The following is a 26,294-nucleotide window of genomic DNA, read 5'->3' as shown; positions in this document are numbered from 1 at the left end:
ATGGCATCGCATGCCCGGCGACTGTTGCAGCTGGCACGCCCGCGTAGGCCGGAGTCGTTGCCGCAACGGCTGGATCGACGGCGCATCTACGTGCTGCCGACCCGCTTCGGCCTGTTTGTGGCCTGCCTGCTGGTGGCGATGTTGCTGGGTGCACTGAACTACAACAACAACCCTGCACTGTTGCTGGCGCTGCTGCTGGCCGCAGCCGCGATCGCCAGCACCATCGCCGCGCATCTGCAGTTGTCGGGCGTGCAGATCGACGCGATCTCCGCCGAACCGCTGCCGGCCGGACAACCGCTGCGCCTGCGCGTGGACCTGTCGCTGCGCGACCCACGCGCACGCCACGGCCTGCACCTGCAACTGGAGGGCAGCGAAGCGTGGCTCGACCTGCCCGCACACGGCCGCGGTGAAGCCGAGCTGGAAGTGCCCAGCGAACGCCGTGGCTGGCTGGACCTGCCGCGCATCCGCGTGTCCACCACACAACCGCTTGGCCTGGTCAGGGCGTGGTCATGGGTGTGGCCGGACGAACCCCTGCTGGTCTACCCGCTGGCCGAAGCAAAGGCGCCGCCGTTGCCACAGCAGGGCAGCGATCCACTGCACACCCGCGCCCACGCCAACGGCGAGGAACTGCATCAGCTGCGCCCATATCGCGCTGGAGATCCACCGCGCAGCATTGCCTGGAAACACTCCGCGCGCCGCGACGCGCTGCTGGTACGCGAATACGAGAAGCCGACAGGCATCGAAGTGGTGCTGGACTGGCGCGCGCTGGCACCGTTGGGCCAGGAGGCCCGCATCGCGCGGTTGGCGCGCTGGGTCGACAGCGCCGAGCGCGAAGGCCGTCGCTACACGTTGCTGCTGCCGATGCACCCACCGATCGGACCCGGTCAGGGCGCCAGCCACCACCATCTGTGCCTGCGCGCGCTGGCGTTGCTTCCCCATGACTGAGCCTGCCCTGCTGCTGGACCGCAACACCCGCACGTGGACGCTGGCCAGCGCCGCACTGGCCCTGCTGCCGCTGCTGCTGCAGTTGCCCACCACTCTGGCCACCCTGATCGCCGTGGCAGCGGTCGTCACTGCAGCATTGTCGCAGCGCGGCATGCTGCCGATGCCGGTGCGCGTACTGCTGGTACTGGGCATGCTTGCTGCCATCGCCTGGCAGATGGGGGCGGTGCGCCCCGGCCGCGATACCGGCTGTGCACTGCTGGCGGCGATGCTGGCGATCAAGTCCAGCGAGCTGCGCACCGTGCGCGATGCACGCAGCCTGCTCGGCTTTGCCCTGTTTTCACCGTTCGCGGCCTTCCTGCTCGACCAGGGACCGCTGACCACCGCGCTCGCCGTGCTGGCCGGCATCAGCGCCCTGATTGCGCTGCAGCGACTGGCACAAGGTGAGGGCCGCAGTACGCCACCGCCGCTGTCCGCGCAGCTTCGCGGTGTCGGTCGCCTGTTGCTGATCGGTCTGCCGCTGGCGCTGGCCTGCTTCTGGCTGTTTCCACGATTGGCCACGCCGCTGTGGGGCATACCCGAACGCGCCGTCGGAACGCCTGGGCTGTCGGACACGATGCAGCCTGACCAGTGGCTGGACCTGATGGCCGACGACACCCCGGCGCTGCGGGCGCAGTTCTTCGGCGCGGTTCCAGAGCCGGCGCAGCGCTACTGGCGCGGGCCGGTACTGACCCAGTTCGACGGGCATGTGTGGCGACGCGACCGCCGTACCGAGCGTTTGCCGCCTGCAGTGGTCGAGCACGGCACGGAAGGCTGGGATTACCAGATCGACTACGAGCCCACCGATCGTCGCCAGCTGGTCGCGCTGGATCTGCCCACCGCCGCACCGGACGGCAGCCGGCTGGATGCCGACCTGAGCCTGAGCAGCGACCGCACCTTGTCCGCGCTGAGCCGGTGGCGCCTGCACTCGGCCCCGCCGCAGCGCTTTGATGCCACGCTGTCGTCGTACCAGCGCCGCGCCGCGCTGCAGTTGCCGGAAGGCTTCAACCCACGCACGGCATCTCTGGCCCGGCAGTGGCGGCAGGAAGCGGGAAGCGATGATGCCGCCGTGGTCCGTCGCGCCCTGGCGTGGATCACTGCGGATTTTTCATACACGCTGGAAACACCGGCCGCCGGGCGCGATCCGGTCGATGCATTCCTGTTCGACTACAAGGCCGGCTACTGCCAGCATTTCAGCTCGGCCTTCGTGGTGTTGATGCGCAATGCCGGCATTCCGGCGCGGGTGGTCACCGGGTTCGCCGGCGGCACGCGCAACCCGATCGGCGACTACTGGGTGCTGCGAAGGATGGACGCCCACGCCTGGGCCGAGGTGTGGCTGCCGCAACGCGGCTGGGTGCGCATCGACCCGACAGCGGCCGTGGCACCCGAGCGCATCCTGGACACGCTCGACGACCGCCTGCAGGCCGGGGCCGATACCGGGCTGCAGCAGCGCTGGCAGCAGCTGGGCCAGCTGCGCGACTGGATGCGCAGGGGCTGGAACGAACTGGTGCTGTCCTTCGATGCGCGCCGGCAGCAGCAGCTGCTGCAACCCTTCGGCCTGGATGATCTGCAGCCGGGACAGCTGCTGGCCGGCTTCGTGATGGCCGCGTTGCTGGCGCTTGCGTGGATGGCATGGCTGCTGGCCCGTGGCGAACGCGAGCGCGACCCGCTTTTGCGCGCCTGGCACCGACTGGGGCAGCGCTATGCGCGGCTGGGGCTGGGCCGCGAACCGCATGAACCCGCCCTGCACTGGGCGCGGCGGGTCAACGCGCAGCGCCCCGACCCGGCCCTCATCACACTCAGCCAGCGTTTCGCTGATGCACGCTACGCTGGCACTTGTACCGAGCTCGCCCCATTATTGCGGGACCTGCGCAGGCATCGCCCGACTTCCGGAGCCTCCCCATGAATACCAAGTTCCTCTTCACCGCCGTGGCCGCCCTGGCCCTGTCGGCCTGCGCCACGGCCCCCAAGCCGCTGCAGGGACAATTCAGCCTGGTTTCCCCGCGCGACTCGGTTGCCACCCAGCAGGTCGGCACGCCGGTGCGCTGGGGTGGCCGCATCATCGAAACCAAGCCCGGCCAGGGCGAGACCTGCTTCCAGATCATTTCGCGCCCGCTCAACGGCAGTGGCCGCCCGAACACCACCTCCTCCGATGCCAGTGACGGCCGCTTCATCGCCTGCCGTGCCGGCTTCTACGACCCGGCCGTGTTCGAAGCCGGCCGCGACGTGACCTTCATCGGCAAGATCGATGGCTACGCCAACACCCGTATCGGCGACTACGACTACCGACTGCCGAAGCTGGCGGCCGACGTGATCTATCTGTGGCCGGAACAGCGGCAGGTCGATGTGGTGCCCTACCCCTATGGACCGTGGGGCCCGGGCCCCTATGGCCCCTACTGGGGCGGTTACCGCGGCTGGGGCTGGTGGTAGTCCAGGACCGGTACGCATGATGCAGAAGGCCGCCCATCGGGCGGCCTTTTTTCATCTACACAACGACAGTAGTTCCACGCCATGCGGGGGCGGCTGCGTCAACGCCCCGGCGTACCGAAGTGACCCAGCGGCGCGCCCGCCAGTAGATGCATGTGGATATGGAACACGGTCTGCCCGGCATCTTCGCGGCAGTTCATCACGATGCGGTAGCCGTCCTGCGCGAAGCCTTCCCGACGCGCGTACTCGGCGGCGGCCAGGGCCAGCTTGCCGATCAGGTGCGCCTGCGACGGCTGCAGGTCATCCAGGGTCGGGATGATCTCGTTCTTCGGAATGAACAGCACGTGCACCGGCGCCTGCGGTGCGATGTCCTTGAACGCCAGCACGTCCTCGTCTTCATAGACGATGGTGGCCGGGATCTCGCGACGGATGATCTTGCTGAAGAGGGTTTCGCTGCTCATGGTCGGCCTCGGCGGGGTGTTTTCCGCATTGTAGGCCGGTAACGCCGGGGCATGCCCGGCATCGGCTCAATCGCGCACTTCGCTGCGGGTGCCGAACGCGTGCGACAGCGTGCCGCGATCGACGTACTCCAGCTCACCGCCGAGGGGCAGGCCCTGGGCCAGTCGACTCGGCCGCACCTGGCGGGCGCGCGCCAGCTGCGCGAGATAGTGCGCGGTGGCTTCGCCTTCGACGGTGGCGCTGGTGGCAATGATCAGCTCCTGCACTTCCGCTTCGGCCAGGCGCTGCTCCAGCTGCTCCAGACCCAGCTCACGCGGACCGATGCCATCCAGCGGCGACAGGCGCCCCTGCAGTACGAAGTAGACGCCGCGATAGCCGGTGGCGTTCTCGATCGCCAGGCGATCAGCCGGCGATTCCACCACACACAACTGGCTGCGCTCGCGGCTGCCATTGGCGCAGGTCGGGCACAGCTCGGTTTCACTGAAGTCGCGGCACTGCGCACAGTGACCGATGCGTTCAACCGCCTCTGCCAGCGTCGCGGCAAGGCGTTTGCCACCTTCGCGCTCGCGTTCGAGCAGGTGGTAGGCCATGCGTTGTGCCGTCTTCTGGCCTACGCCAGGCAGCACCCGCAGTGCATCGATCAGTTGTTCAAGCAGCGGTGCGGACACGGCGGTGTGTTCTGTAGAGCCGAGCGCGCTCGACTGGAAATTGCGGACAGTCGAGCACGCTCGACGCTGCACGGTGGGTGGCACCCGGCGGTGCGGGTGCCACGCAGGACATCAGAACGGCATCTTCATGCCCGGCGGCAGCTGCATGCCGGCGGTGGCTGAACCCATCTTCGACTTCGACTCAGCGTCGATCTTGTTGGACGCATCGTTGAACGCGGCGGCGATCAGGTCTTCCAGCATTTCCGGATCGCTGGCCAGCGAAGGATCGATGCGTACCTTGCGGCACTCCTTGGCACCGGTCAGGGTGACGCTGACCATGCCGCCACCGGCGCTGCCGGTCACTTCGATCTTGGCGATTTCTTCCTGGGCCTTCTGCAGGTTTTCCTGCATCTTCTGGGCCTGCTGCATCAGTTGGGCGATATTGCCGCGCATGTCGTCTTACTCGTCAAAAGAACGGATGGAATCGGAAACAACCCGGGCGCCGTGCTGCTGGATCAGCAACTGGACTTCCGGATCGTCCATGAAAATGGCCTCGGCAGCCTGCTGCCGCTCGCCACGCTGGCGGTCGGCGCGCTGGTGCAGGGTCTCAGCCGGGACCTGCTCGGTTTCCACGGTTTCGACCACGATCTTCAGCGCATGGCCGAGGGACTTTTCCAGCACCTCGCCCAGCGCTGCCAGCGCGCGCTCGGAGCGCAGGTACTCAAATCCGGGCGAAAGGCCCAGTTTCAAGACCCCCTGCTGGCAACTGATGAAGGCCGCATTGGCTGCAAGCTGTCGCGATGGACCGCTCAGGCCGCTGTTGGCGACCAGGTCGAGCCAGTCCTCGGCGCAGGCCAGCTCGCTGACGCCGCCTGCCGGGGCGCGGTCGGAGGCGACAACCGCGACGGCCGGGGCGATCGAAATGCCTTCGGCACGGAACGGACGCTCCGTCACGGCAACAGCCTCTGCAACCGGCTGCGACGCCGGTGCTGGCGGCTCATGCCATGGAGCGACCATGGCCGCGTCAGGCGTTGCCATCTCGGCCGCCAGCGCTTCATCGCGGGCGCCAGCCTCGTCGGTCGCCCACGGCGGCAGATCGTCTGCCTCGGCAGGTGCCTTGGGCATGGCTGCCTCGGGAGCCAACTGCGTCTTCATCGGCGGCGGCGACCCGGGTTCCTCGATCGGAACCGGTTCAGGTTCAGGCGTCGGATCCGGTTCCGGGGTCGGCACGGGCTCCGGCTCAGGCTCGCGCTGTGGCGCCGGGTTCGGCGTCTGCGCGATGGCCTCTGCCAGCACCGGGGCCGCAATGGTCTGGGCGACGGCCGCGGCTTCTGGCGCCGCAGCCGCTGCCGGGGCAGCGCCTTCGCGGCTGCCAGCAACGCCGCCCCCGGTCTGGCCCGTACCGGTTGGCGCACTGCCACCGGTGGATTCAGGCGTACGCGGCACCGATGGCACGGCAGCCGCCGGCCGGAACGCCAGCATGCGCAGCACAGCCATTTCAAAGCCGGCGCGCGGGCTGGGGGCCAACGGTAGATCACGACGGCCGTTCAAGGCCATCTGATACCAGAGCTGGACCACTTCCGGGCGCAGGCGCTCGGCGAATACGCTGGCATCCAGTCCTTCGGCAGGGGCGGACGCGCCCGGCACCAGCTGCTGCACCTGGATGCGGTGCAGGCCTTCGGCCAGCGCATCAAGCACGCCACTCCAGTCCGGCGAGAATTCGGCCAGTGCCGCAACGACCTGCAGCAGGCGCGGGCCATCGCCATCGGCCAGGGCATCGAGCATGGCCGCCACCTGGGTGCGGTCGACCGTGCCCAGCATGGTGCGCACCACGTCCTCGCGCAGCGCACCGCCGGCGTAGGCGATGGCCTGGTCAAGCAGCGACAGGCCATCACGCAGGCTGCCGTCGGCCGCCTTGGCCAGCTGCACGATGGCGGTCGGGTCCGACTCGATCTCCTCGGCGGCGAGGATGCGGGTCATCTGCCCCTGGATCTGATCTTCGTCCAGGCGCTTGAGGTTGAACTGCAGGCAGCGGCTGAGCACGGTGACCGGCAGCTTCTGCGGGTCGGTGGTGGCCAGCAGGAACTTCACATGCTCCGGCGGCTCTTCCAGCGTCTTCAGCAGCGCATTGAACGCCGCCTTGGACAGCATGTGCACTTCGTCGATCAGGTACACCTTGTACTTGCCGCGCGAGGGCATGTACTGGGCGTTCTCGATCACCTCGCGGACATCGTCCACGCCGGTATTGGACGCGGCATCGATTTCCAGCAGGTCGATGTAACGACCGGCGTCGATGTCCAGGCAAGCCGCACACTGGCCGCAGGGATCGGCACTGGTGCCCTGCTCGCAGTTCAGCGATTTGGCGAAGATGCGCGCGATCGTGGTCTTGCCCACGCCGCGGGTACCGGTAAACAGGAACGCATGGTGGACCCGGCCGCTGTCCAGCGCATTGCTGAGCGCACGGACCACGTGTTCCTGGCCCACCAGCTCGGCAAAACGCTTCGGACGCCACTTGCGGGCAAGGACGAGATAGGACATCAGGCCACCGTCTTCCATCGGATGTTCCATTGTGCCACGCCTGTCCAGCCCTCTCGCCCTGCAAACCAGTGCTTGTGTCCTGCCGCTGCGCCCGCTAGAATCTGCGCCCCTGCTGAGGCGTTTGCCGATGGCAGGGATCCGGAGAGGTGTCCGAGTGGTTGAAGGAGCACGCCTGGAAAGTGTGTAAGCGTCTAAACCGCGCTTCGGGGGTTCGAATCCCCCTCTCTCCGCCAGACAAATGAAGAAGCCGCCCTCTGGGCGGCTTTTTTATTTGTCTGGTGGAGAGCATCGGGCGAGAGAAGCCCCGCCGGGGTTCGACGGTTCTGCAGGAGCAGAACCGGACAGCCGAAGGCTGGCCCTGCAGCGCGCAGCGCGGAAGGGCTGGGTGCAGGGATGCACCCAGCAATCCCCCTCTCCCCGCCCCTGTCGGGGCAGCCCCTCAACAGAGGGGCTTGTTCCTCCAGATGCATCAGTAGATCCACGCCATGCGTGGAGGTCTCGGCCCGGTCGAGTGACTATCCGCCCGTGGCCCAGCCTCCCGCTGCCCCCGTCCCCAGCGCCCTCACCTTTCGCTGAACAGCTGGTTCAAGGCCACATACCCCGGTGCCCCCTCGGGCATCACCATCGCGCCGCCGAGAAAATCCGTGGTCGCCGCAGCCATCGCCGTCCATGCGTGCATGAACAACGCAGGCCCTGCGCTCAGCCGGCGCACGCCCGCCTGCGACAGCGCAGCAAACGACGCCATCCCGGGCAGCCACATCAGATTCAGAGGCAGTGGCACGGCGCTGGCAACTGCAGCGGCCTCGTCCAGCGCGCGCAGCCCCGGCACGAAGCCGCCGTCGGCACCGGCGCGTGCGTAGGCCTGCAGCCGAGCGATGCTCATCCTGACCGCCTCATCGCCTTCGGCCAGGCCGCGCAGATACACATCGGTGCGCGCATTGATGAACAGCGATCGCCCGCCAAGCGCAGAACGGATGGAGCTGATCTTCGCCACCAGCACCTCCGGGCTGCCAGCGCCGTCTTCGATGTTGATCCCGACCGCACCCGCTTCCACCAGGCGCAGCACCCTCGCAGCGACCACGTCGGGGGCATCGCTGTAGCCGTCCTCGATATCGACCGTGACCGGCAACGAGGTCACACCAACGATTTCGGAAACCCGCAGCAGCAGCGCGGTATCAGGCAGCGCACCGCCATCGGCATGACCGCAGGACCACGCCATCGCAGCACTCGATGTTCCCACCGCGAGAGCCCCCTGCTGCTGGACCAGGCGGGCGCCACCGGCATCCCATACGTTGGGCAGCACGTAAAGATCGGCGCCTTGGTGGAGTTTTACGAAACGGGCATGAGCATTCGACATGGAACCTCCTGATGACGGGGACCTGCAGTCTGCGCCCGAACCGGTTTCCGGGCTCGCCATGTTCGGACATCAATGGCGCGGGCCTCGCGCACAATGTGCCCGCCACCACCATGACGTGCATTCATGACACTCCGCCCCTACCACTGCAGCGACATCAGCGCCTGCCTGTCGATCTTCGACAGCAACGTGCCCACCTATTTCGCCCCCCAGGAGCGAGGAGACTTCGAGCGCTTCCTGCACGAACATGCCGTGCAGCGCGCCTTTCAGGTAATCGAGGTCGAGGGCCAGGTGGTGGCCTGCGGTGGCCTCTGGCACTGCGGCGATGGCAACACCAGCTTCTGCTGGGGCATGGTTGAACGAGGTCGCCACAGACAGGGGCTGGGACGCGCGCTGGCAGTGGCCCGGCTGCACCAGGCTGAAGCAGACCCGTCGATCCAGCGCATCACGCTCAGTGCCAGCCAGCACACGCAGGGCTTCTATGCCGGCCTCGGCTTCCAGGTGGTACGCGTGGTGGCCGACGGCCACGGCGCCGGGATCGACGCCGTGGAGATGGAGCGGGTGCTGTAGCTTCCCGCTCCCGACGGACCCACGCATGGCGTGGATCTACCGTTGGCATGCGTCAGCTCAGAAGCCGACGCGCAGGTTCAACTGGCCACCGATATCGTTGCGACCGTCGCCATGCTGGCCCTGCACGAACAGCGACAGCTGGCTGCTGCGTCCCAGGCCGACGGCCACACCGACCTGGCTGACCAGCGCATTGCGCGCCATCACGGCACTGTAGGCGTCGAACGCATTGCCACCGACGGCGAAGCTCTGCCGGCTGGCTACGTCGGTGTCACCGGACGCGTGCTGCCAGCCCAGCCCGACCGTCAGCTGTGCCGGATAGCGCTCGCCGCTGCCCACATCCCAGCGGCCGCGAACGCCGACGGTGCTGACATTGAGCGTGTCCTTGCCGCCCTCCAGTACCAGCGCTGCGCTACCGCCCTGCTCCACCGCGCGATCGCTGTCCACCCAGTGCTTGGTGAACTGCACGTACGGCTGCAGCTGCGTCCGGCCATGGGTCCAGGTCCAGCTGCCTTCGATCTGGGCGATGGTGACATCCGAATCCTGGCGGCTGTGCAGCGTCTGTGCCAGCAGCGGCACTTCACGCGTGGTGCGCGTGCGGTAATCGCCGCGCGACACGCTGCCACCGACCGCAAACCCGTTGTTCCACTCGCCCTGCGCATACAGTCCATAGGTGTTGCCACGCAGGCGTGCACGCGACTGGCGATCGTACAGCCGCGTATCCAGACGCTCACTGCCCGCCGCCGCACCCAGCACCACATGCTCGCCGAGCTTCCAGTCGACGCCGGCCATCAGTGCATTGCGGTTGGCACGGATCTCGTCACCGTTGCCATCGCCGTCCTGCTTGAACACCTTGCCGCTACCGGCCAGCCATGCCGAAGCACGCTCACCCCGCACGGTCGGCAACTCGCTGCCCAGACGCTGGCGGATGCCCTCTTCCAGGTAGTTGTCGTACAGCAGCACTGCACGGCTGGCCGCATGCACTTCACCGGAGAGCTGGTTGAACGCGTTGCGCGCGGTGGCGGTGTCGTAGGCCAGCACCGTGTTGTACAGGCCCAGCGCCGCGCCGGTCTGCGGCAGGCTGTCCAGCGCCGATGCCACACCCAGCTGGTTGCGGGTCTGCGCCGCCGTGACGAAGGCTGCAGTCTGCCTCACGTCGATCTTCAGCTGCGCTGCATTCGGTGTGTAGACCGGGGTCAGCGAGAGGAAGGCCGAGGTGGTGGTGGGCGGCACGAACTGCCCGCTGACCCCGCCGCCTGCGTTGATGACCGTGTACTGCTGGCCCTGCTGGTAGCTGGTGTTCGGGTCGATGGCATTGACCACCACCGATGCACCACCGATGTTCGCGCTGCCACCCACCTGCACCACGTCACTGCCGGTAGCACCCAGGTCGACCGACAGGGTGCTGCCCGGCGCCAGGGTCAGGTTGCCACCCACGGTGATCGTGCCGGTACCGTTGCCGCCACTGCTGCCATTGCCTGGGCCGTTGCCCGGCGACAGCACACCGCCGCTGCTCACGGTGACGCCGCCAGCGCTGCCGCCGATGGTGCCGGTACCCGACAACGTGGTGCCGCTGCCGATGTTCCATTGGCCACCGACGGTGCCGGTGACATTCAGGCCTCCGCCGGTGACCTGCCCGGTACCGCTGAATCCGCCACTGTTGCCCCCCAGGTTGAGAGAGCCCGGGCCGGCCTGCACGATGCTGCCCGTACCACCGATGCTGCCACCCAGTGTCGTGGTGCCGCCGGTGTTGACCACCAGACCACCGTTGTTGGTGATGTTGCCGGTGATTGCGCCGCTGGCGCCGCCGTTGCCGATCTGCACGGTACCGCCGGCGTTGATGGTGGTACCACCGGTGTAGGTATTGTTGCCGGTAAGCGTCAGCGTGCCGCTGCCCGCCTGGGTCAACCCGCCGCTGCCACTGACCACGCCGCCAAGCGTGGTGTTGCCACCGACGTTGAACAGCAGGCTGCCGTTGTTGCTGACGTTGCCGGTGATCGCACCGCTGGCGCCGCCATTGCCGACCTGCAGCGTACCCCCGGTGTTGATGGTGGTACCGCCGGTGTAGGTGTTGTTGCCGGTCAAGGTCAGCGTGCCGGCACCGGCCTGGGTCAGCCCGCCGCTGCCACTGACCACACCACCTACCGTGGTGTTGCCACCGACGTTGAACACCAGGCTGCCGTTGTTGCCGACGTCGCCGATGATCGCCCCCGTGGCGCCACCGTTGCCCACCTGCAGGGTGCCACCGCTGTTGATGGTGGTGCCGCCGGTATAGGTGTTGTTGCCGGTCAGGGTCAGCGTGCCGCTGCCTGCCTGGGTCAGGCCGCCGCTGCCGCTGATAGTCCCACCGAGTGTCGTGTTGGCCGACAGGTTGACCACCAGCGCGCCGTTGTTGGTCACGTCGCCGACGATCGCACCGGACGCGCCGCCATTGCCGATCTGCAACGTGCTGCCCCCGTTGATGGTGGTGCCACCGGTGTAGGTGTTGGTGCCGGTCAGGGTCAACGTGCCGGTGCCGGTCTGCACCAGCCCACCGCTTCCACCGATGGTGCCGCCGAAGGTGGTGCTGGCATTGCTGCCGCCGGTGGTCAGGGTGGAGCCGCCCAGCACCACGTTGCCGCTGGCAACACCGGCCAGGCCACCGATGCTCTGGTTGCCCGCCGCACTGATGTCCAGCGTTCCGGCGCCGGCCAGATTCACCGTGCTGGCCGAGGACAGGCTGCCACCGGCCGCGACTGCCAGGGTGCCGCTGTTGATCGTCGTAGTTCCGGTGTAGCTGCTGGCACCGCCCAGGGTCACCGTCGCTGCGCCATCCTTGAGCAGGTTGCCCGCGCCGGCGATGTCCCCGTCCAGCGTAAGCGGCGTGCCACCCAGCAGGGTCAGCGTGCCGCTTGCCAGCTGCACGTTGTTGCCCAGGGTCAGCGGCACACTGCCATCCAGCGTGGCATCGCCGCCCACGGCCAGCGCGCCGGTACCCAGGGCACCATTGCTGCCCAGCGACAGACCACCGGCATTGAGGACCACTCCGCCACCGAAGGTATTGCTGCCGGTCAGGCCGAGCACGCCCGCACCGTTCTTGACCAGTCCACCGGTGCCGTTGATGTCGCCGGCAAACGTGCTGTTGCCCGCTGCGTTGGTGGTCAGCGTGTTGCCGCCAAGGCTGATGGTGCTGCCGGCAACGCCGGACAGCGTACCGATGGCCTGGTTGCCACCGCTGGAGATATCAAAACCGGTACCGGCGTTGGCCAGGTTCACCGCGCCTGTTGCGGCCAGGCTGCCACCAGCGCCGATCGCCAGCATGCCGGCGTTGATCGTGGTGCCGCCAGTGAACGTGTTGGCACCGGTCAGTGTCTCGGTACCCGTGCCTGCCTTGATCAGGCCACCGGTGCCGCCGATCGAACCACTGAACACGCCGTTGGTGGAATCACCGATGGTCAACGTGTTCGCACCAAGGTTGACCGTACCGTTGCCGATCAGCGTGCCGAACACCTGCGTGCCACTGCCCGCTGAAAGATCGAAGGTGGCACCAGTGGCGAGATTGACGATGCCGCTTGCGCTGAGGCTGGCGCCGGCACCGAGGGCGAGCGTGCCCGCGTTGATGTTGGTCCCGCCGGTGTAGGTGTTGGTGCCGTTCAAGGTGAGGGTGGCCACGCCATCCTTGGTCAGGCTGCCGGTGCCCGACAGGTTGCCGTTGAGCGTGAGGTCGTTGCTGCCCAGTACGGTCAGGCCGGCGTTGAGCACCATGTTGTTGGCCAAGGTCACCGCACTGCTGGAATCAAGCGTGGAAGCGCCGCCGACCGTCAGCGTGCCCGTACCCAACGCCGCGTTGTTGCCCACCACCAGTCCGCCGGCATTGAGGGTGACGCCGCCACCGAAGGTGCTGGCACCGTTGAGCGTCTGCACGCCGCTGCCATTCTTGACCAGTCCACCGCTGCCGGTCAGAGCGCCGTTGAAGGTCGCGTCGGTGGTGCCTCCCAGGGTCAGGCTGTTGCCGCCCAGCGACACCGTGCTGCCGGCCACGCCCGCCAGCGAACCGATGCCCTGGTTGCCACCGGCAGAGATATCGAACGTGCCGGTACCGGCCAGGTTCACCGCACCGGTCGGCGACAGGCTTCCGCCCGCGCCGATCGCCAGCGTGCCGCTGTTGATGACCGTACCGCCGGTGAAGGTGTTGCTGCCGGTCAGGGTCACCGTTGCTGCGCCGTTCTTGATCAGGCCACCGTCGCCGGTGACCGCCCCGCCCAACGTCAGTGCATTGCTGCCGAGCAGATTGAGCGTAGCGCCCGCCAACAGGCCGATGTCGTTGCCGAGGTTCAGCGCGGCGCTGCTGTCCAGCGACGCGTTGGCGCCCACGGTCAGCGCGCCGGTACCCAGCGCGGCATTGTTGCCGACCACCAGGCCGCCACCGTTGAGTGCAACCCCGCCAGTGAAGAGGTTGGCACCGCCCAGCGTCTGGATGCCCGTGCCGTTCTTGACCAGCCCGCCGGTCCCACCGATCACGCCATCGAAGGTGCCGTTGTCGGTGCCGCCAAAGGTCAGCGTGTTGCCCCCCAGCGCCACGGTGCTGCCGGCGACGCCGTTGAGCGCGCCGATCGTCTGGTTGCCCGCGGCCGAGATGTCGAAGCCGGTGCCCGGCGCGGACAGCGTAACCGCGCCCGTTGCCGCCAGGCTGCCACCGGCACCGATCGCCAGCGTGCCCGCATTGATCAGCGTGCCGCCGGTGAAGGTGTTGGTACCGGTCAGTGTTTCAGTGCCGGTGCCCTCCTTGATCAGGCCACCGGTACCGGCGATGGAGCCGCTGAAGACACCGTTGGTCGGTCCGCCGACGGTGATCGAGTTCGCTCCCAGGTTGACCGTGCCATTGCCGGTCAGGGTGCCGAAGGTCTGGGTACCACTGCCCGCGGAGAGATCCAGGATGGCGCCGGTGGCCAGGTTGACGATGCCGCTGGCGGCCAGGCTTGCACCTGCGCCAAGGGCCAGCGTGCCGGCGTTGACGTTGGTGCCGCCGGTATAGGTGTTCACGCCGTTCAAGGTGAGCGTGGCAGCGCCGTTCTTGGTCAGGCCGCCGGTGCCGGAGATTACCCCGTTGAGCGTCAGCGCATTGCTGCCCAGCACGGTCAAGCCGGCGTTGAGTGCGATGTTGTTGACCAGCGTCGCCGCCAGGCTGGTGTCGAGCGTGGCCGCGCCACCGACGGTCAACCCACCGCTGCCCAGCGCCGCGTCATTGCCGAGCACCAGGCCACCAGCATTGAGGCTGAAGCCGCCGCCGAAGGTGTTGGCACCGGACAAGGTCTGCACGCCTGCGCCTACCTTGACCAGACTACCGCCCCCGCTGATGGCACCATCAAACACTGCATCGGCTGCCGTACCGAAGGTCAGTGAATTTCCGCCCAGCGAAAGGCTGCTGCCGGTCACGCCCGCGAGCGCACCGATGGTCTGGTTGCCACCAGCACCGGAGATATCCAGGCCTGCGCCGAGGCCGCCGAGCGTCACGTTGCCGCCCGCGGCAAGACTGCCCCCCGCCCCCAGTGCCAGCGTGCCCGCATTGACCAGAGTACCGCCGGTATAGGTATTGGCACCGCTCAACGTGAGCGTGGCCGTTCCGTTCTTGGTCAGCGCTCCTGCGCCGGACAGCACCCCCGCCAGCGTCAGCGCATTGCTGCCCTGTATCGCCAGCGTGGCGCCCGATGCCAACCCGATGCTGTTGCCGATGGCGAGCGCGGCACTGGCGTCCAACGATGCATTGCCCCCCACACTCAGCGAACCGGTACCCAGCGCCCCTGCGTTGCCCAGCGTCAGGCTGCCCGCATTGAGCGCCAGTCCACCGCTGAAGGTATTGGCGCTGTTGAGCGTCAGTGCACCGGCGCCGTTCTTGACCAGACTGCCGGTACCGGACACCACGCCACCGAGCGTGAGTGCGTTGCTGCCGATCAGCGTCAGTGCCGAGCCTGCGCCAAGGTTGACCGCATTGGTCAGGCCAAGCGCAACGCTGCCGTCCAGGCTGGCGTTCGCAGCAACGTTCAGCGCGCCGGTTCCAAGCGCCCCGCTGTTGCCCAGCAGCAGGCCGCCGCCGGCCAGGCTCAGGCCACCACCGAAGGTATTGGCACCATTGAGCGTCAACACCGTCGTGCCATTCTTCACCAGGCCACCGTTGCCGGAAACCACGCCCCCCAGTGTGATGTTCTGGCTGCCGGGGAGCGTAAGGAGCGCACCGGCACCCAAGGCAACGTTGTTGGTCAGGTTCAGCGCGGCCGATCCGTCCAGAGACACGTTGCCGCCGATGTTCAGCGCGCCGGTGCCGGCCGCTGCACTGCTGCCCAGCAGCACGCTGCCTGCATTGAGGTTCAGACCGCCGCTGAAGCCATTGGTGCCGTTCAAGATCAGCTGCGAGGCACCGTTCTTGGTCAGGCTGCCGACACCGGTGATGTCGCCGGTCAGGGTGATGTTGTTGCTGCCGCCCAGTGTCAGCGCGGCACCAAGATTGACCGCGTTGCCCAGATTGAGCGCGGTACTTCCATCCAGCGTCGCGGCACCGTTGATGCTCAGCGCACCGGTTCCCAGCGCACCGCTGTTGCCCAGCAGCAGGCCGCCGGCATTGAGCGCGACGCCGCCGGTAAAGGTGTTTGCACCGGACAATGTCTGTACGCCGCTGCCGGTCTTTACCAGTCCTCCGCCGACGCCACTGATCACACCGGCGAACGTCTGGTCGGTCGCGCTTCCAAAGCTGAGCGTGTTGGCGCCCAAGGCTACGTTGCTACCGGCCACGCCGGACAGCGCACCGATGGTCTGGTTGCCAGCCAGGGAAAGATCCAACGCCGCGCCAGCGCCGGACAGGCTGACCGCGCCGGTTGCGGCCAGGCTGCCGCCACCGCCCAGCGCCACCGTGCCGGCTGCAACGTTCAAGCCGCCGGTGAAGGTATTGGCACCGGTCAGCGTCAGCGTCGAAGCGCCACTTTTTATCAGGCTGCCGTTGCCACCCAGCACGCCTCCCAGGGTCAGCGGCTGGCCGCCCAGCACGTTCAGCGAGCCACCGGCGGCAAGGTTGATGTTGTTGCCCACGTTCAACGCCGCACTTGTGTCCAGCGTGGCCGCATTGTTGATGTCCAGAAGGCCGGTGCCCAGCGCCGTGTTGTTGCCCAGCAGCAGGTTGCCGCCATTGACGACCACACCGCCGCCGAAGGTGTTGGCGCCATTCAACGTCAACAGTGCGGCGCCGTTCTTGATCACGCTGCCGTTGCCGGAAATCACACCGTTGAACACCAACGGCTGCCCGCCCTGCAGCGCCAGCGAACCCCCGGTACCAAGCGAGACGTTGTTGCCAAGCGAAAGCGCTGTGGTGCCATCCAGGGTGACTTCAGCACCGACGCTCAACGTACCTGTACCCAGCGCGTTGCTGTTGCCCAGCAGCAGCCCGCCGCCGTTGAGGGCCACGCCGCCGGTAAGCGCGTTGCTGCCCAACAGGGTCTGTATGCCGGTACCCACCTTGATCAAGCCGCCGGTGGTGCCGGTGAAGTTGCCGGCGAAACTGGTATTGCCGAGCCCGCCCAGGGTCAATGAGCGAGTGCCCAGATTGACCGTGCCGCCGAGCCCGGCCAGCGATCCCACCGTCTGGTTGGCTGCAGCGGTGAGGTCCAGCGTCGTGCCGGTGGCCAGCGTCAACGCACCGGTGGGCGACAGACTGCCACCCGCACCGAGCGCCAGCGCCCCCCCGGTGATCGAGAAGCCACCGGTCAGTGAATTCGCGCCGCCCAGGGTCAGCGTGCCCGTACCGCTCTTGATGAAGTTGCCCGCACCCGACAACGAGCCATTGAGGGTGACCGCATTGCTGCCGAGCAGATTGAGGTTGCCACCGCTGTTGACGACGATGTTGTTGGCGAGGTTGAAGGCCCCGCTGGTATCCAGCGATGCGCTGCCGCCTACCGTCAGGTTGCCGCTGCCCAGCGCGCCTGCGTTGCCCAACAGCAAGCCGCCGGTGTCGAGGTTGACGCCCCCGGAAAACAGATTGGCGCCGCCCAGCGTGACCACACCGGTGTTGTTGACGGTCAGGCCGCCCGCCCCCGAAAGCACGCCACTCAAACCAAAGGCGTTGGTGCCGCCCAGCGTCAGTCTGCCCGTGTTGAGTGAGAAGGGATTTGCAAGCGTGAGCCCAGCCGTCGATGCTGCGATGGCACCGCCATTGACGTTGAAGATGCCGGTACCAAATGACGCCGCGTTGTTGAAATTGACCAGGCCATCATTGATCGTGGCGCCGGTTCCGGCCCAGGCACCCTGCAGGTTCCAGGTGCCACTGTTGACGGTCACCTTCTGGAAGTTGAGATACTGGTTCCAGCCCAGCGTGGTCACCGCCCCCCCCGTACCGGACCCCGGGCCGACGGCATTGTTCTGCAACACCAACGTGTTGCTGGCTGCCCCAGCGCCCACACCTGCGTTGACCGTACCGGCTGCCGCCAGCGAGACCGAGATGCCGCCCAGCACATCGATTCCCGCCGATGCCCCGACGCCGGTCGCCACACTGGACCCGGATACGGCCGTAAACGTATTTCCCTGCGTCGAATCGCCGAGGTGGACGCTGCCAGTGATCGTGCCACTGTTGGTGACCGAATTGCCTGCCGCCGATCCAGCCAATCCGACACGCCCAGTGATTCCCCCGGTATTGCGCAGAACCGTCTGCGCGCCACCGTAGCTGACAATGGCCGGCGCGTCGGCCGTACCAAGCCCGCCCAGCAGGAAATTCATGTTGACGGTGCCGGCATTATTGATCGTGGTGATACCACTTGCGCCATTCTGTACGGACAGCGCGCGACCGCTTGCGCCCAGTAGTGAACCGATATCGATGAAGCCCTGCAGCGTGCCGGTGGCGGTGTTGTCGACGGTAATCGTCTGGCCACTCGCGTTGCCGAGCACCGCACCGGAGGCGGCAAAAATACCGACATTGGTACCGATCGTGCCGTTGTTGGTGAGCTGGATGCCGTTACCGCTCAACGTCATCGAGTTGCCCAGGCCAGCGGTGCTCCCGACATTCGCTCCGGCTGCTACGGTTACCTGGACACCATTGGTGGCGTCCACGAAATTGTTGGTGGTCCCGGTGCAGGTAATTGCCGGACCCGGCGTGGAGCACGCCGCGAACGCCGAACCACTGGCCAGCGTGGCAGCCAATGCAACGGCCAGCTGATGCATTCTCAATCGCGGCACCCGCACCGTGGAACCCGCATTTCCACCTGGATTCTGGGCGACCTCCGAAGCCACCTGCATCACGCCAAGAGCACGATTGAAAACCAGACGGTAAATGCGGTTCATCGGTAAATCTCCATGAAATGACCGGTGGCACAGCAGGCAGGCTTTTTTGAGGTGATGTCGTCCCGCCCTGCTCCACACCGGGAACAAGACCTGCGGTATCAACCCTGGAAAGCAATCACACTTTCACGTCAGAGCGCTGCAGGGACTGCGTGCCCCTGCACGTCCGTCATCGCGAAAACTCCCCGGTTTCGCTTGACGAATGGGCGCACTGTGCGGCCGTCACCGCCAGCACCACGTGAATCCGGCACGTTATTTCCATGATGGCCGTCAAATAATCACGGCAGCCATCACGACTTTGCCGAAAATGCATATTCTCTTGTTTTGGCAAGACGGGAATATCCATATTCCCGCCGCACCCGCAATCAACCTCAGCTGCTGGAGAGTTTCATCAGCACCAGGCCGGCCACGATGAGTACCGCTGCGCCAATCCGCATCGGGCTGACCTGCTCGCCAAGGAATACGATGCCGACCACGAAGGCGCCGACCGCGCCGATGCCGGTCCAGATCGTATAAGCGGTGCCCAGCGGCAGGCTGCGCATGGCGACGGCCAGCAGCCAGAAGCTGGCGATCATGCCGACGATGGTGATGACGGTGGGGGTGGGTTTGGTGAAGCCTTCAGACTGCTTCATCGACACGGCCCAGACGATTTCCAGCAGGCCGGCAAACAACAGATAGATCCAGGCCATGACAGCCCTCCGATGGTAGGGCCAGGCCGTCCTGGTCATTGAATCCCGATGTGGGGGAGGTCGTTCCTCCTGCGGCCGGATTCTAGCAACGGCAGCAGCCCGGGGCCGATGCCGCAGCCAACGGGTTACATCGGATTCAGCGCGTGAAGCTGGCGTCAGCACCCATGCCTGCGCTAGAATGCGCGTCTGCCATCGGCCAGCTGATGCGCAGTCCGGCTGTGGTCTCCGGCGCACGATGCGCTGCTTCCCCTGATCCGTGAATCGGCCGCCTCCGGGCGGCCATCGTCTCTATGGTGGCCCCGTCGGCCCCTCGCGACGCTAGGTCGAAAACTCCGCCAGGGCCGGAAGGCAGCAACGGTATCGATCGACGCGGGCGCCGAGGTCAGCCGGCGGGGCCACCGCCTTTTCAGGCGATACCCCGCCCCTGATGGATGCCAACCTTGGCTGGCGTCCTTCGCCGGGCATGGCCGGGCGCTACCGCGCCTCGGGCGTGCCCTGATGGAACGCCACCCGCCAGCCCGTTGCGTGCAGACGCCACAGCGAGCTGCGCAGCACCCAGCACTGCGGTTGGCCATCGACGTGGTAGCGACTGCGGTAACGCACCTGGGCCAGACCCTCTGCCAGCATCCACACGGCGTACTGGTCCGACTCGATCAGCACCTGCGCACGCTCCAGCGGGATCTCTTCCAGCGCGACCTCACGGCCGTAGCACTGGCCGGAGCTGCCGATCTCGCTGAAATCCTCATCCAGCAATGCCGCCAGACGCTGATGATCGGCGCGCACCTGCGGGGAGTGCAGTGCGCGTTCCAGCCCCTCCAGCTCGGCAGCCAGCGCCGGCGTTGCGGCGTGGCCAATGCTGCTCACGGCGGATCCTGCGCCAGTACGTGCGGGGCGGTCGGCGTGGCCAGCACAACGCACTGGCCCGGCTGTGCCACCCGGTGCCCGCGCGCCGCCAAGGCCTGGCCATCGGCCTCGCTGGCGTAGTGGTACAGCATCATCCGTGCCTGCAGCTCGGCGCTGTACTCACGCTCCAGGTCATCCACCCCGGTATGCGAAGGATTGCCGTGCAACCCGCAGTCGTGGGCGATCAGTTCATTATCGTTGGCAAAGCGCGCCAGCATTTCCGGAATCGGCCGGGTATCGCCACTCCAGGTCAGCGCGCCCTGCAGGCGCAGGCCATAGGCCGTCTCCGGCCAGTGGTGGCGCACCGGGAACACCTCCAGGCGCACGCCCTCGTGCCAGAACGCATCGCCCACCACGATCAGCTGGAAGGCATCCCAGAAGTTGGCGCCACCCTCGGCCAGCACGTTCGGGTAATCGCCGATGCGCTTGTGCAGCAGCGGCACCACGGTGGCCGGCACGTACAGGCGCACCTTGCCGCGTCGCTGCGCGCTGAAGAAGGTGTCCACGAACAACCGCTCGAAACCCGCCACGTGGTCCAGGTGTACATGGGTGACGAACAGCGCCTGCGGCATATGCCCGTAGTGCGCCTTGAACGCGGTCAGGCCTTCACCACCACAGTCGATGGTCAGCCACGGCCGGCCATCACGCTCGATCACCGACATCGGCGAACCCAGCTCGACCGCCGACGCATTGCCGACGCCGAGGAAACGCAACGACCAGTCCATCAGGTGCCCCGGTTCCAGGCCATGTCATAGGCGCGACGCAGGCGCGCGTAGTCTTTTTCCACGTCTTCCACGCTGCGCTCGCCGCGCAGCTTGATCAGCGAGCGCAGCAGGCGCTTGAGATTGCGTTCGCGCCAGGCGGTGGCCGGGATGCGGATCACCCCGCGATCGAAGTCGATCAGCCAGCCATGGCCGTTGCCGTCGAACAGGATGTTGTGCGCATTGAGATCGGCATGGTCCAGCCCGGCACGGTGGAAGCGCGCGATCATCCGCCCGGTTTCCTCCCACGGCGCACCGCGCCCGGCCACCAGCGCGCGGTCGGCCAGCGAACGCACCCCTTCGATCCGTTCCATCAGGATCGCGGCGCGGTAGCGCAGGCCCTCACGCATGTAGAAGGCGGCAATCGGCCTGGGCACCGGCAGCTTCTTCTCGCGCAGCGCGCGCATCAGCCGGAATTCGGCAAAACTTCGGGTCCGGTCCGCCCCCCGCCAGATGTACTGGTCGTGGCTGATCCGGGCCGCCAGCCCCCCACGCAGGTAGTGCCGAAGCACGCTGGGACCGAACGGCGCATCCACGAACCAGGCACTGCCACGGCCACCCTCACCCACCGGCCGGGCCTTGCCGGCCCAGTGCTGTGGCGAGAACAGACCGATGTCGGCTTGCCGCAGCCGCTCGCGGTCGAACAGAATGGCCCCGATGCCGCGACCCTCGCGGCATGGCGTCAGCGCTTCATTGGCGTCGAATGCGACCATTCCTTTGAGTCTAACAACACATGGCATCAGCGTCCTCCTCCTTGTGTCTTCTGCGCCTGTCCGCTCTTGGCGATGTGACCCACGTAGTGCCGCTGGTGCGCACCCTGCAGGCCGCGCGCCCGGACACGCCGATCCACTGGATCATCGACAAGGTCGGGCAGAAGCTGCTTGATGGCCTGCCGGGCGTCACCTTCCATGCCTACGACAAGAAAACCGGCATGGCCGGGGTGAAGGAACTGCGCAAGCAGCTGCCGCCCGGGCGTTTCGAGGCGCTGCTGCAGATGCAGGTGGCGTTCCGCGCCAACGTGCTGTCCGCCTTCATTCCCGCCGAGCGCCGCATCGGTTACGACCGCAGCCGCTCCAAGGACCTGCACGGCCTCTTCATCAACGAGCGCATCGCTGATCGCCCGGGCATCCATGTGCTCGATGCCATCGGCAGCTTCTGCGAGCCGCTGGGCCTGCGCCAGACCGACGTCAGCTGGGACCTGGCCGTGCCGCAGGCAGCCTATGACTGGGCCGCTGCGCAATGGCAGGACGATGGCCGGCCGGTGCTGATGATCTCGCCCTGCTCCAGCCACGTGCGCCGCAACTGGTACGCCGACCGCTATGCCGAGGTCGCCAACCATGCCGTCACGCGCGGCTGGCGGATCGTGCTGTGCGGCGGCCGCAGCGAACTGGAGCGCAGCATGGCCGACGCCATCCAGGCCCAGCTGGATGTTCCGGCGCTGGACCTGGTCGGCAAGGACACGCTCAAGCAGCTGCCGGCATTGCTGGCCCGCGCCAACCTGGTGATGACCCCGGACTCCGGCCCGATGCACATCGCCAATGCGATGGGCACCAAGGTGCTGGGCCTGCATGCGGCCAGCAACCCGAACCGCAGCGGCCCCTATTCGGACCGCCGCTACTGCGCAGACCGCTACGACGACGCAGCGCGCAAGTACCTGGGCAAGCAGGCCGCCGACCTCAAGTGGGGCACCAAGATCGAATTCGACGACGTGATGGAGCTGATCACCGTCGAGGACGGCATTGCCGCATTCGAGCGCTACGTGGCCGACCACCTGGGGTGAGTGACGGGCCAAGCGGCTGAGCGGCGCCTGTGGGTGCGGCCACTGGTCCGCACCGTCCCGCAGCCCGCGCCTTCATCCACGCATGGCGTGGATCCATTGCACCAGGCTGCCCGGGATTACGCGCGCTGCGTGTAATCCTGGTAGGACTTCTCTTCCACATAGGCCGAGCCCAGCGCCAGGTTGATCGCCTTCTTGATCCGCGCGCGCTCGTCGTTGCGCAGGTACACGCTGCGCGCCAGGTCGATGAACCCCTGATCGAAGGCCTGCGCCTTGTCCTTCAGGCGGATGTCGTCCTCGATCTCCCACAGCTGCTCGTTGACCGCCTTCAGCTCGGCACGCAGCTTGGCGATGTCCTTCACTGCCGCCGGGTGCGCCATCCACGTGGTTTCCAGCGCGGACAGCTCCTTGCGTACGTTGGCCAGCTTGCCTTCGTCACTGATGCGCTCGGACTTGATCTGCAGGATCGAGATCTTGTCCAGCAGCTCGCCAAAGGAAACAGGCACAAGGATTTCAGCGGTCATGGGGGGCGTTCCAGCAAGTGATGGCACATGGTAACCCGCCGCATGCGAACGGCATCCACGCATGGCGTGGATCTACTGGAGCATCCGCGGGGAGAGGCCGGCAAAGGGAGGGCCCATTCGTTGCGCAGCAACGTATGGGGCGAAGCGCGCAAAGCGCGCATCGCGTCCCCCGCCCTTGCGCGCTGCGCGCTCCAGGGCCAGCCTGCGGCTGTCCGGTTCTGCTCCTGCAGAACCGTCGAACCCCGTCGGGGCTTCTCATCCCCCCGCAGGGTCGGCGCAGATCGTTGCTGCATGCGCGTGCACTGCTCGAACGCGGGCCATGAAAAAAGCCGCCCCATGGGACGGCTTTTTTCTTTATCTGGCGGAGAGGGGGGGATTCGAACCCCCGAGGCGCTATAAACGCCTGCCTGATTTCGAGTCAGGTACATTCAACCGCTCTGCCACCTCTCCAGATGTGCCCCGGCGAACCGGGGACGCGCATCATACGAGGAAGCGCGGCTGACGACAAGTCATTGCGCCCGATGAAGTGAAATTTTCCTGACTGCATGGCTTGCCGGATGTCCGCTTGGCCGTGATGATGCCGTTCTCCCCGGCATTACCCCTCTCCCAGCACCCGCCATGATCGAATTCGGACATCTCACCCACCCCGGCCTGCGCCGCGAGCTCAACGAGGACACCTATTACGGTGACGGTGAGCTGGCCCTGTGGCTGGTGGCCGACGGCATGGGCGGGCACGCCTGCGGCGAGGTGGCCAGCGCTCTGGCGCGCGAGACCATTGTCCGCGAGATCCGCCGTGGCGCGCCGTTGGCGCAGGCGATCCGCACGGCCGACGAAGAGATCATCCGCGCCTCGCGCCGGCGCAACGACAGCCTGCCGATGGGCACCACCGTGGTCGCTGCACGGGTGCAGGGCAACCGCTACGAAGTCGCCTGGGTTGGTGACAGCCGCGCCTATCTGTGGCGCGACGGCCAGCTTGCCCAGCTCAGTCAGGATCACAGCGTGGTGCAGGAACTGGTCGCGCAGGGCAACCTCACCGCCGAGCAGGCGCGCGCCCATCCGCACCGCAACGTGGTCACCCAGGCACTGGGCGTCACCGACCCGGCCCACCTGAACGTGGCGACCACCAGCGGCGAGCTGCGCCCGGGCATGCAGTTGCTGCTGTGCAGTGATGGCCTGACCGAGGAAGTGGATGACCGCGGCATCGCCCGCACCCTCGCCTTCGACGATGCCAGCGCGCAGGAATGCGTGGACAGCCTGGTCGCCACCGCCCTCGACGGCGGCGGCTCGGACAACATCACCGTGATCCTGGTGCGCTGCCACTGAAGCCGGCTGGAGGGAAGCCCCCTGAGTCAGGGGGCGGCCGCGAAGCGGCGGGGGTATGGATGCTGGTGAGACGGGGCCCACGATTTGCAGCGCAAATTGTGGGGCGGCAGCGCGATTGCGCTGGCGCGTCATCGGACAACATCACCGTGATCCTGGTGCGCTGCCACTGACCCACGCCATGCGTGGCTGCCGCGGTCGCTTACGCGCTCGCGGCTTCTTCCACCTTCGGGCCATCCCACAACGCGTGGCCGGCCTTCTTGCGCAGCCGCTCCAGGCGCGCCGCATGCGCTTCCTGTTCCGAGGGCGTGGCCACCACGCGCGGGCGCGGCAGCAGCTTGGACGCATCGAACGCCTGCAACGCCGCAGCGCCACCGGCATCGTCATCGCTCAGCCCGAAACCGATCTCCTCCTGGCCCGAGGTCAGCGCGATGTACACATCGCCGAGGATCTGCGCATCCAGCAGACCGCCATGCAGGGCGCGGTGCGAGTTGTCCACGCCCAGACGCTTGCACAGCGCATCCAGCGAATTGCGTTGACCCGGGAAACGCTCGCGCGCCAGCGCCAGGGTATCGATCACCGTGCAGCGATCGGTGATCTTGCCGTACTGCTCGCCGAGCAGGGACAGCTCGTTGTCGAGGAAGCCCAGATCGAACGCCGCGTTGTGGATGATCAGTTCGGCGCCGTCGATGAAGGCCAGGAACTCCTCCACGACCTGCGCGAACTCCGGCTTGTCGGCCAGGAATTCCAGGGTCAGGCCGGTGACTTCCTGCGCGCCCTGCTCGAATTCGCAGTCGGGCTTCAGGTACTGGTGATAGGTGTTGCCGGTCGGGCGGCGCTTGAACAACTCGACGCAGCCGATTTCGACGACGCGGTTGCCCTTCTTCCACTCCAGGCCGGTGGTTTCGGTATCAAGGATGATCTGACGCATGGGCTCAGTTTACCGGGCTGCCGTCGCGGATCTGGATCGCCGCATTGCGGGCCAGGGTATCCACGCGTTCATTGTCCGGGTCGCCGGAGTGGCCTTTCACCCAGCGCCAGTCGATCTGGTGCCGCAGTGTGGCGGCCTGCAGGCGCTCCCACAGTTCACGGTTCTTCACCGGGTCACCGCCGGCGGTCTTCCAGTTCTTGCGGATCCAGCCCGGCAGCCACTGGGTCAGGCCCTGCCGTACGTACTGCGAATCGGTGTAGAGAACGATCTCGCAGGGCTCGGTCAGCGACTCCAGGCCGGAAATGGCCGCCATCAGCTCCATCCGATTGTTGGTGGTATGCGCTTCACCACCGCTCAGTTCGCGCTCGTGCCCCTTGTAGCGCAGCAGCGCCGCCCAGCCGCCGGGGCCGGGATTGCCGAGGCAGGAACCGTCGGTGTGGATTTCGATGGTTTTCAATACAACTCCAGATCAGGTAGCAACGGTGCCGTGCCAGCGCACGGGCAACGGGGTCGGCCCAGGCAGGGCCAGCGTGCGTTTTTCGGCATGGAACAGGCAGGCCGCGCGCAGGGGTGCCCAGCCGCCGCGACGACGGCTGCCGGCACCCTGCCACATCGGCCCCAGGTAACGCACGTCCTCGCATTCCAGCCCATGGCGCTCAAGCAGTTGGCGGATCCGCTGCGGCGTGCGCACCACCAGCCCGTGCTGGCGCCAGCGCGTGCGGAACGGGCTGAAGGGATTGAGGCTGGTCAGCCACAGATGGCCGCCGGGCATCAACACGCGCTCGCATTCGTCCAGCAGGTGGTCGGCATCACCGACGGTCACATGCTGCAGCACGATGGCGTTGACGCTTTCGTTGGGCAGCGGCAACGGCAGCGCGCAGCGGGTATCGCCGGCGTAACCGGTGCCCTCCCGATGCAGCCGCAGTCCACGCCCACCCAGCTGCGCATCGCCCAACCAGGCAGCACTCGGAGCGATCCACAACCAGGGCCGGGCCGGCAGCAGCGACAGCTGTGGCAGCAGCAGCTGCCGTTCGAGCACGCGCAAGGCCTCCGCCGGTTCGCTGTCGAACCACGGGGCCTGGCTCGCTTGACGGGTGCTCTGCAGCGCGGGCATGGTCCAAT

General features: G+C 66.9%; 20 protein-coding genes, 2 tRNA genes and 1 other RNA gene. 8 read left to right on the top strand and 15 right to left on the bottom strand.

Annotation, left to right across the window (positions count from 1 at the left end; all coding sequences use genetic code 11):
* From MRBLST15_RS19455 to MRBLST15_RS19445, 3 genes are read left to right on the top strand one after another with little or no spacing between them, the layout of a single operon-like run.
* Positions 1 to 945, top strand: a complete 945-nt coding sequence (locus MRBLST15_RS19455; RefSeq protein ID WP_265952829.1) for a DUF58 domain-containing protein — start codon at positions 1 to 3, stop codon at positions 943 to 945.
* On the top strand, positions 938 to 2,887 hold the full coding sequence (locus MRBLST15_RS19450; RefSeq protein WP_265952828.1) for a DUF3488 and transglutaminase-like domain-containing protein: 1,950 nt from the start codon (positions 938 to 940) through the stop codon (positions 2,885 to 2,887). Before MRBLST15_RS19455 ends, MRBLST15_RS19450 begins: the two co-directional genes overlap by 8 nt.
* Positions 2,884 to 3,411, top strand: coding sequence for a Slp family lipoprotein (locus MRBLST15_RS19445; protein WP_265952827.1), 528 nt, complete (start codon positions 2,884 to 2,886; stop codon positions 3,409 to 3,411). Before MRBLST15_RS19450 ends, MRBLST15_RS19445 begins: the two co-directional genes overlap by 4 nt.
* Positions 3,412 to 3,509: 98 nt before the next feature.
* Here the strand turns inward: MRBLST15_RS19445 and MRBLST15_RS19440 are convergent, their stop codons facing one another.
* The 4 genes from MRBLST15_RS19440 to dnaX all read right to left on the bottom strand — a co-directional run bounded on the left by MRBLST15_RS19440 (position 3,510) and on the right by dnaX (position 7,052).
* Positions 3,510 to 3,869: a histidine triad nucleotide-binding protein gene (locus MRBLST15_RS19440; RefSeq protein ID WP_176021598.1), complete on the bottom strand. Its 360-nt coding sequence runs from the start codon at positions 3,867 to 3,869 to the stop codon at positions 3,510 to 3,512.
* A gap of 66 nt (positions 3,870 to 3,935) precedes the next feature.
* Positions 3,936 to 4,535, bottom strand: a complete 600-nt coding sequence (gene recR, locus MRBLST15_RS19435; protein WP_265952826.1) for a recombination mediator RecR — start codon at positions 4,533 to 4,535, stop codon at positions 3,936 to 3,938.
* A 111-nt stretch (positions 4,536 to 4,646) separates the two neighbouring features.
* Positions 4,647 to 4,967, bottom strand: coding sequence for a YbaB/EbfC family nucleoid-associated protein (locus MRBLST15_RS19430; RefSeq protein WP_025879376.1), 321 nt, complete (start codon positions 4,965 to 4,967; stop codon positions 4,647 to 4,649).
* A 6-nt stretch (positions 4,968 to 4,973) separates the two neighbouring features.
* Positions 4,974 to 7,052, bottom strand: coding sequence for a DNA polymerase III subunit gamma/tau (gene dnaX / locus MRBLST15_RS19425; protein WP_367787443.1), 2,079 nt, complete (start codon positions 7,050 to 7,052; stop codon positions 4,974 to 4,976).
* A 140-nt stretch (positions 7,053 to 7,192) separates the two neighbouring features.
* On the opposite strand from dnaX, the gene MRBLST15_RS19420 reads away from it, so the two are divergent.
* Positions 7,193 to 7,285 (top strand) — tRNA-Ser (locus MRBLST15_RS19420).
* 329 nt (positions 7,286 to 7,614) lie between these two features.
* On the opposite strand, the gene MRBLST15_RS19415 is transcribed toward MRBLST15_RS19420, so the two are convergent.
* Entirely contained in the window at positions 7,615 to 8,409 is a 795-nt protein-coding gene (locus tag MRBLST15_RS19415; RefSeq protein ID WP_265952242.1) for an isocitrate lyase/PEP mutase family protein, read from the bottom strand.
* Between the two features lie 123 nt (positions 8,410 to 8,532).
* On the opposite strand from MRBLST15_RS19415, the gene MRBLST15_RS19410 reads away from it, so the two are divergent.
* Entirely contained in the window at positions 8,533 to 8,976 is a 444-nt protein-coding gene (locus MRBLST15_RS19410) for a GNAT family N-acetyltransferase (RefSeq protein ID WP_265952241.1), read from the top strand.
* Between the two features lie 57 nt (positions 8,977 to 9,033).
* Here MRBLST15_RS19410 and MRBLST15_RS19405 read toward each other — a convergent pair whose 3' ends face one another.
* Together MRBLST15_RS19405 and MRBLST15_RS19400 are read right to left on the bottom strand one after the other, a co-directional pair.
* Complete coding sequence (locus tag MRBLST15_RS19405) at positions 9,034 to 18,270, bottom strand: autotransporter-associated beta strand repeat-containing protein (RefSeq protein WP_367787441.1); 9,237 nt, start codon at positions 18,268 to 18,270, stop codon at positions 9,034 to 9,036.
* A gap of 368 nt (positions 18,271 to 18,638) precedes the next feature.
* A complete protein-coding gene (locus MRBLST15_RS19400; protein WP_265952239.1) occupies positions 18,639 to 18,956 on the bottom strand; it encodes a DMT family transporter in 318 nt (105 codons plus the stop codon).
* A gap of 299 nt (positions 18,957 to 19,255) precedes the next feature.
* Here MRBLST15_RS19400 and ffs point away from each other — a divergent pair.
* An RNA gene (gene ffs / locus MRBLST15_RS19395) (signal recognition particle sRNA small type) lies at positions 19,256 to 19,352 on the top strand.
* A 78-nt stretch (positions 19,353 to 19,430) separates the two neighbouring features.
* On the opposite strand, the gene MRBLST15_RS19390 is transcribed toward ffs, so the two are convergent.
* From MRBLST15_RS19390 to MRBLST15_RS19380, 3 genes are read right to left on the bottom strand one after another with little or no spacing between them, the layout of a single operon-like run.
* Positions 19,431 to 19,820 (bottom strand): DUF4440 domain-containing protein, encoded by a 390-nt coding sequence (locus tag MRBLST15_RS19390; RefSeq protein WP_265952238.1) that lies wholly within the window; start codon positions 19,818 to 19,820, stop codon positions 19,431 to 19,433.
* A complete protein-coding gene (locus MRBLST15_RS19385) occupies positions 19,817 to 20,584 on the bottom strand; it encodes an MBL fold metallo-hydrolase (protein WP_265952237.1) in 768 nt (255 codons plus the stop codon). The genes MRBLST15_RS19390 and MRBLST15_RS19385 overlap by 4 nt, the downstream gene beginning before the upstream one ends.
* Positions 20,584 to 21,333, bottom strand: a complete 750-nt coding sequence (locus MRBLST15_RS19380) for a 3-deoxy-D-manno-octulosonic acid kinase (RefSeq protein WP_089239126.1) — start codon at positions 21,331 to 21,333, stop codon at positions 20,584 to 20,586. Before MRBLST15_RS19380 ends, MRBLST15_RS19385 begins: the two co-directional genes overlap by 1 nt.
* Positions 21,334 to 21,353: 20 nt before the next feature.
* Between MRBLST15_RS19380 and MRBLST15_RS19375 the strand changes: the two genes are divergently transcribed.
* Complete coding sequence (locus MRBLST15_RS19375) at positions 21,354 to 22,400, top strand: glycosyltransferase family 9 protein (protein ID WP_100463383.1); 1,047 nt, start codon at positions 21,354 to 21,356, stop codon at positions 22,398 to 22,400.
* Positions 22,401 to 22,516: 116 nt separating this feature from the next.
* Here the strand turns inward: MRBLST15_RS19375 and MRBLST15_RS19370 are convergent, their stop codons facing one another.
* Both MRBLST15_RS19370 and MRBLST15_RS19365 read right to left on the bottom strand, forming a co-directional pair.
* Complete coding sequence (locus tag MRBLST15_RS19370) at positions 22,517 to 22,921, bottom strand: DUF6165 family protein (protein ID WP_032977378.1); 405 nt, start codon at positions 22,919 to 22,921, stop codon at positions 22,517 to 22,519.
* Between the two features lie 359 nt (positions 22,922 to 23,280).
* A tRNA-Ser gene (locus MRBLST15_RS19365) sits at positions 23,281 to 23,371 on the bottom strand.
* A gap of 168 nt (positions 23,372 to 23,539) precedes the next feature.
* On the opposite strand from MRBLST15_RS19365, the gene MRBLST15_RS19360 reads away from it, so the two are divergent.
* Positions 23,540 to 24,244 carry a PP2C family protein-serine/threonine phosphatase gene (locus tag MRBLST15_RS19360; RefSeq protein WP_099819184.1) on the top strand — a complete coding sequence of 235 codons (705 nt, stop codon included), beginning with the start codon at positions 23,540 to 23,542 and terminating at the stop codon, positions 24,242 to 24,244.
* A gap of 199 nt (positions 24,245 to 24,443) precedes the next feature.
* Here MRBLST15_RS19360 and dnaQ read toward each other — a convergent pair whose 3' ends face one another.
* The 3 genes from dnaQ to MRBLST15_RS19345 are packed head-to-tail and all read right to left on the bottom strand — an operon-like array spanning position 24,444 to position 26,286.
* Positions 24,444 to 25,172: a DNA polymerase III subunit epsilon gene (dnaQ, locus tag MRBLST15_RS19355; protein WP_367787437.1), complete on the bottom strand. Its 729-nt coding sequence runs from the start codon at positions 25,170 to 25,172 to the stop codon at positions 24,444 to 24,446.
* A 4-nt stretch (positions 25,173 to 25,176) separates the two neighbouring features.
* Positions 25,177 to 25,629, bottom strand: coding sequence for a ribonuclease HI (gene rnhA, locus MRBLST15_RS19350; RefSeq protein ID WP_025878155.1), 453 nt, complete (start codon positions 25,627 to 25,629; stop codon positions 25,177 to 25,179).
* A gap of 12 nt (positions 25,630 to 25,641) precedes the next feature.
* Positions 25,642 to 26,286, bottom strand: a complete 645-nt coding sequence (locus MRBLST15_RS19345) for a hypothetical protein (RefSeq protein ID WP_367787434.1) — start codon at positions 26,284 to 26,286, stop codon at positions 25,642 to 25,644.
* Positions 26,287 to 26,294: the final 8 nt, after the last annotated feature.

It is taken from the genome of Stenotrophomonas sp. LST15-1-1.1 (genome assembly GCF_040815575.1).
Classification (GTDB): domain Bacteria; phylum Pseudomonadota; class Gammaproteobacteria; order Xanthomonadales; family Xanthomonadaceae; genus Stenotrophomonas; species Stenotrophomonas lactitubi_B.
The sequence above is the reverse complement of the archived record's forward strand: the minus strand, read 5'-3'. Positions and strand labels throughout refer to the sequence as shown.

Coding starts and splice junctions, on each gene's coding strand:
- MRBLST15_RS19455 (WP_265952829.1), top strand. CDS start 1: ATGGCATCGCATGCCCGGCGACTGTTGCAGCTGGCACGCCCGCGTAGG.
- MRBLST15_RS19450 (WP_265952828.1), top strand. CDS start 938: ATGACTGAGCCTGCCCTGCTGCTGGACCGCAACACCCGCACGTGGACG.
- MRBLST15_RS19445 (WP_265952827.1), top strand. CDS start 2,884: ATGAATACCAAGTTCCTCTTCACCGCCGTGGCCGCCCTGGCCCTGTCG.
- MRBLST15_RS19440 (WP_176021598.1), bottom strand. CDS start 3,869: ATGAGCAGCGAAACCCTCTTCAGCAAGATCATCCGTCGCGAGATCCCG.
- MRBLST15_RS19430 (WP_025879376.1), bottom strand. CDS start 4,967: ATGCGCGGCAATATCGCCCAACTGATGCAGCAGGCCCAGAAGATGCAG.
- dnaX (WP_367787443.1), bottom strand. CDS start 7,052: ATGTCCTATCTCGTCCTTGCCCGCAAGTGGCGTCCGAAGCGTTTTGCC.
- MRBLST15_RS19415 (WP_265952242.1), bottom strand. CDS start 8,409: ATGTCGAATGCTCATGCCCGTTTCGTAAAACTCCACCAAGGCGCCGAT.
- MRBLST15_RS19410 (WP_265952241.1), top strand. CDS start 8,533: ATGACACTCCGCCCCTACCACTGCAGCGACATCAGCGCCTGCCTGTCG.
- MRBLST15_RS19405 (WP_367787441.1), bottom strand. CDS start 18,270: ATGAACCGCATTTACCGTCTGGTTTTCAATCGTGCTCTTGGCGTGATG.
- MRBLST15_RS19400 (WP_265952239.1), bottom strand. CDS start 18,956: ATGGCCTGGATCTATCTGTTGTTTGCCGGCCTGCTGGAAATCGTCTGG.
- MRBLST15_RS19385 (WP_265952237.1), bottom strand. CDS start 20,584: ATGGACTGGTCGTTGCGTTTCCTCGGCGTCGGCAATGCGTCGGCGGTC.
- MRBLST15_RS19380 (WP_089239126.1), bottom strand. CDS start 21,333: ATGGTCGCATTCGACGCCAATGAAGCGCTGACGCCATGCCGCGAGGGT.
- MRBLST15_RS19375 (WP_100463383.1), top strand. CDS start 21,354: ATGGCATCAGCGTCCTCCTCCTTGTGTCTTCTGCGCCTGTCCGCTCTT.
- MRBLST15_RS19370 (WP_032977378.1), bottom strand. CDS start 22,921: ATGACCGCTGAAATCCTTGTGCCTGTTTCCTTTGGCGAGCTGCTGGAC.
- MRBLST15_RS19360 (WP_099819184.1), top strand. CDS start 23,540: ATGATCGAATTCGGACATCTCACCCACCCCGGCCTGCGCCGCGAGCTC.
- dnaQ (WP_367787437.1), bottom strand. CDS start 25,172: ATGCGTCAGATCATCCTTGATACCGAAACCACCGGCCTGGAGTGGAAG.
- MRBLST15_RS19345 (WP_367787434.1), bottom strand. CDS start 26,286: ATGCCCGCGCTGCAGAGCACCCGTCAAGCGAGCCAGGCCCCGTGGTTC.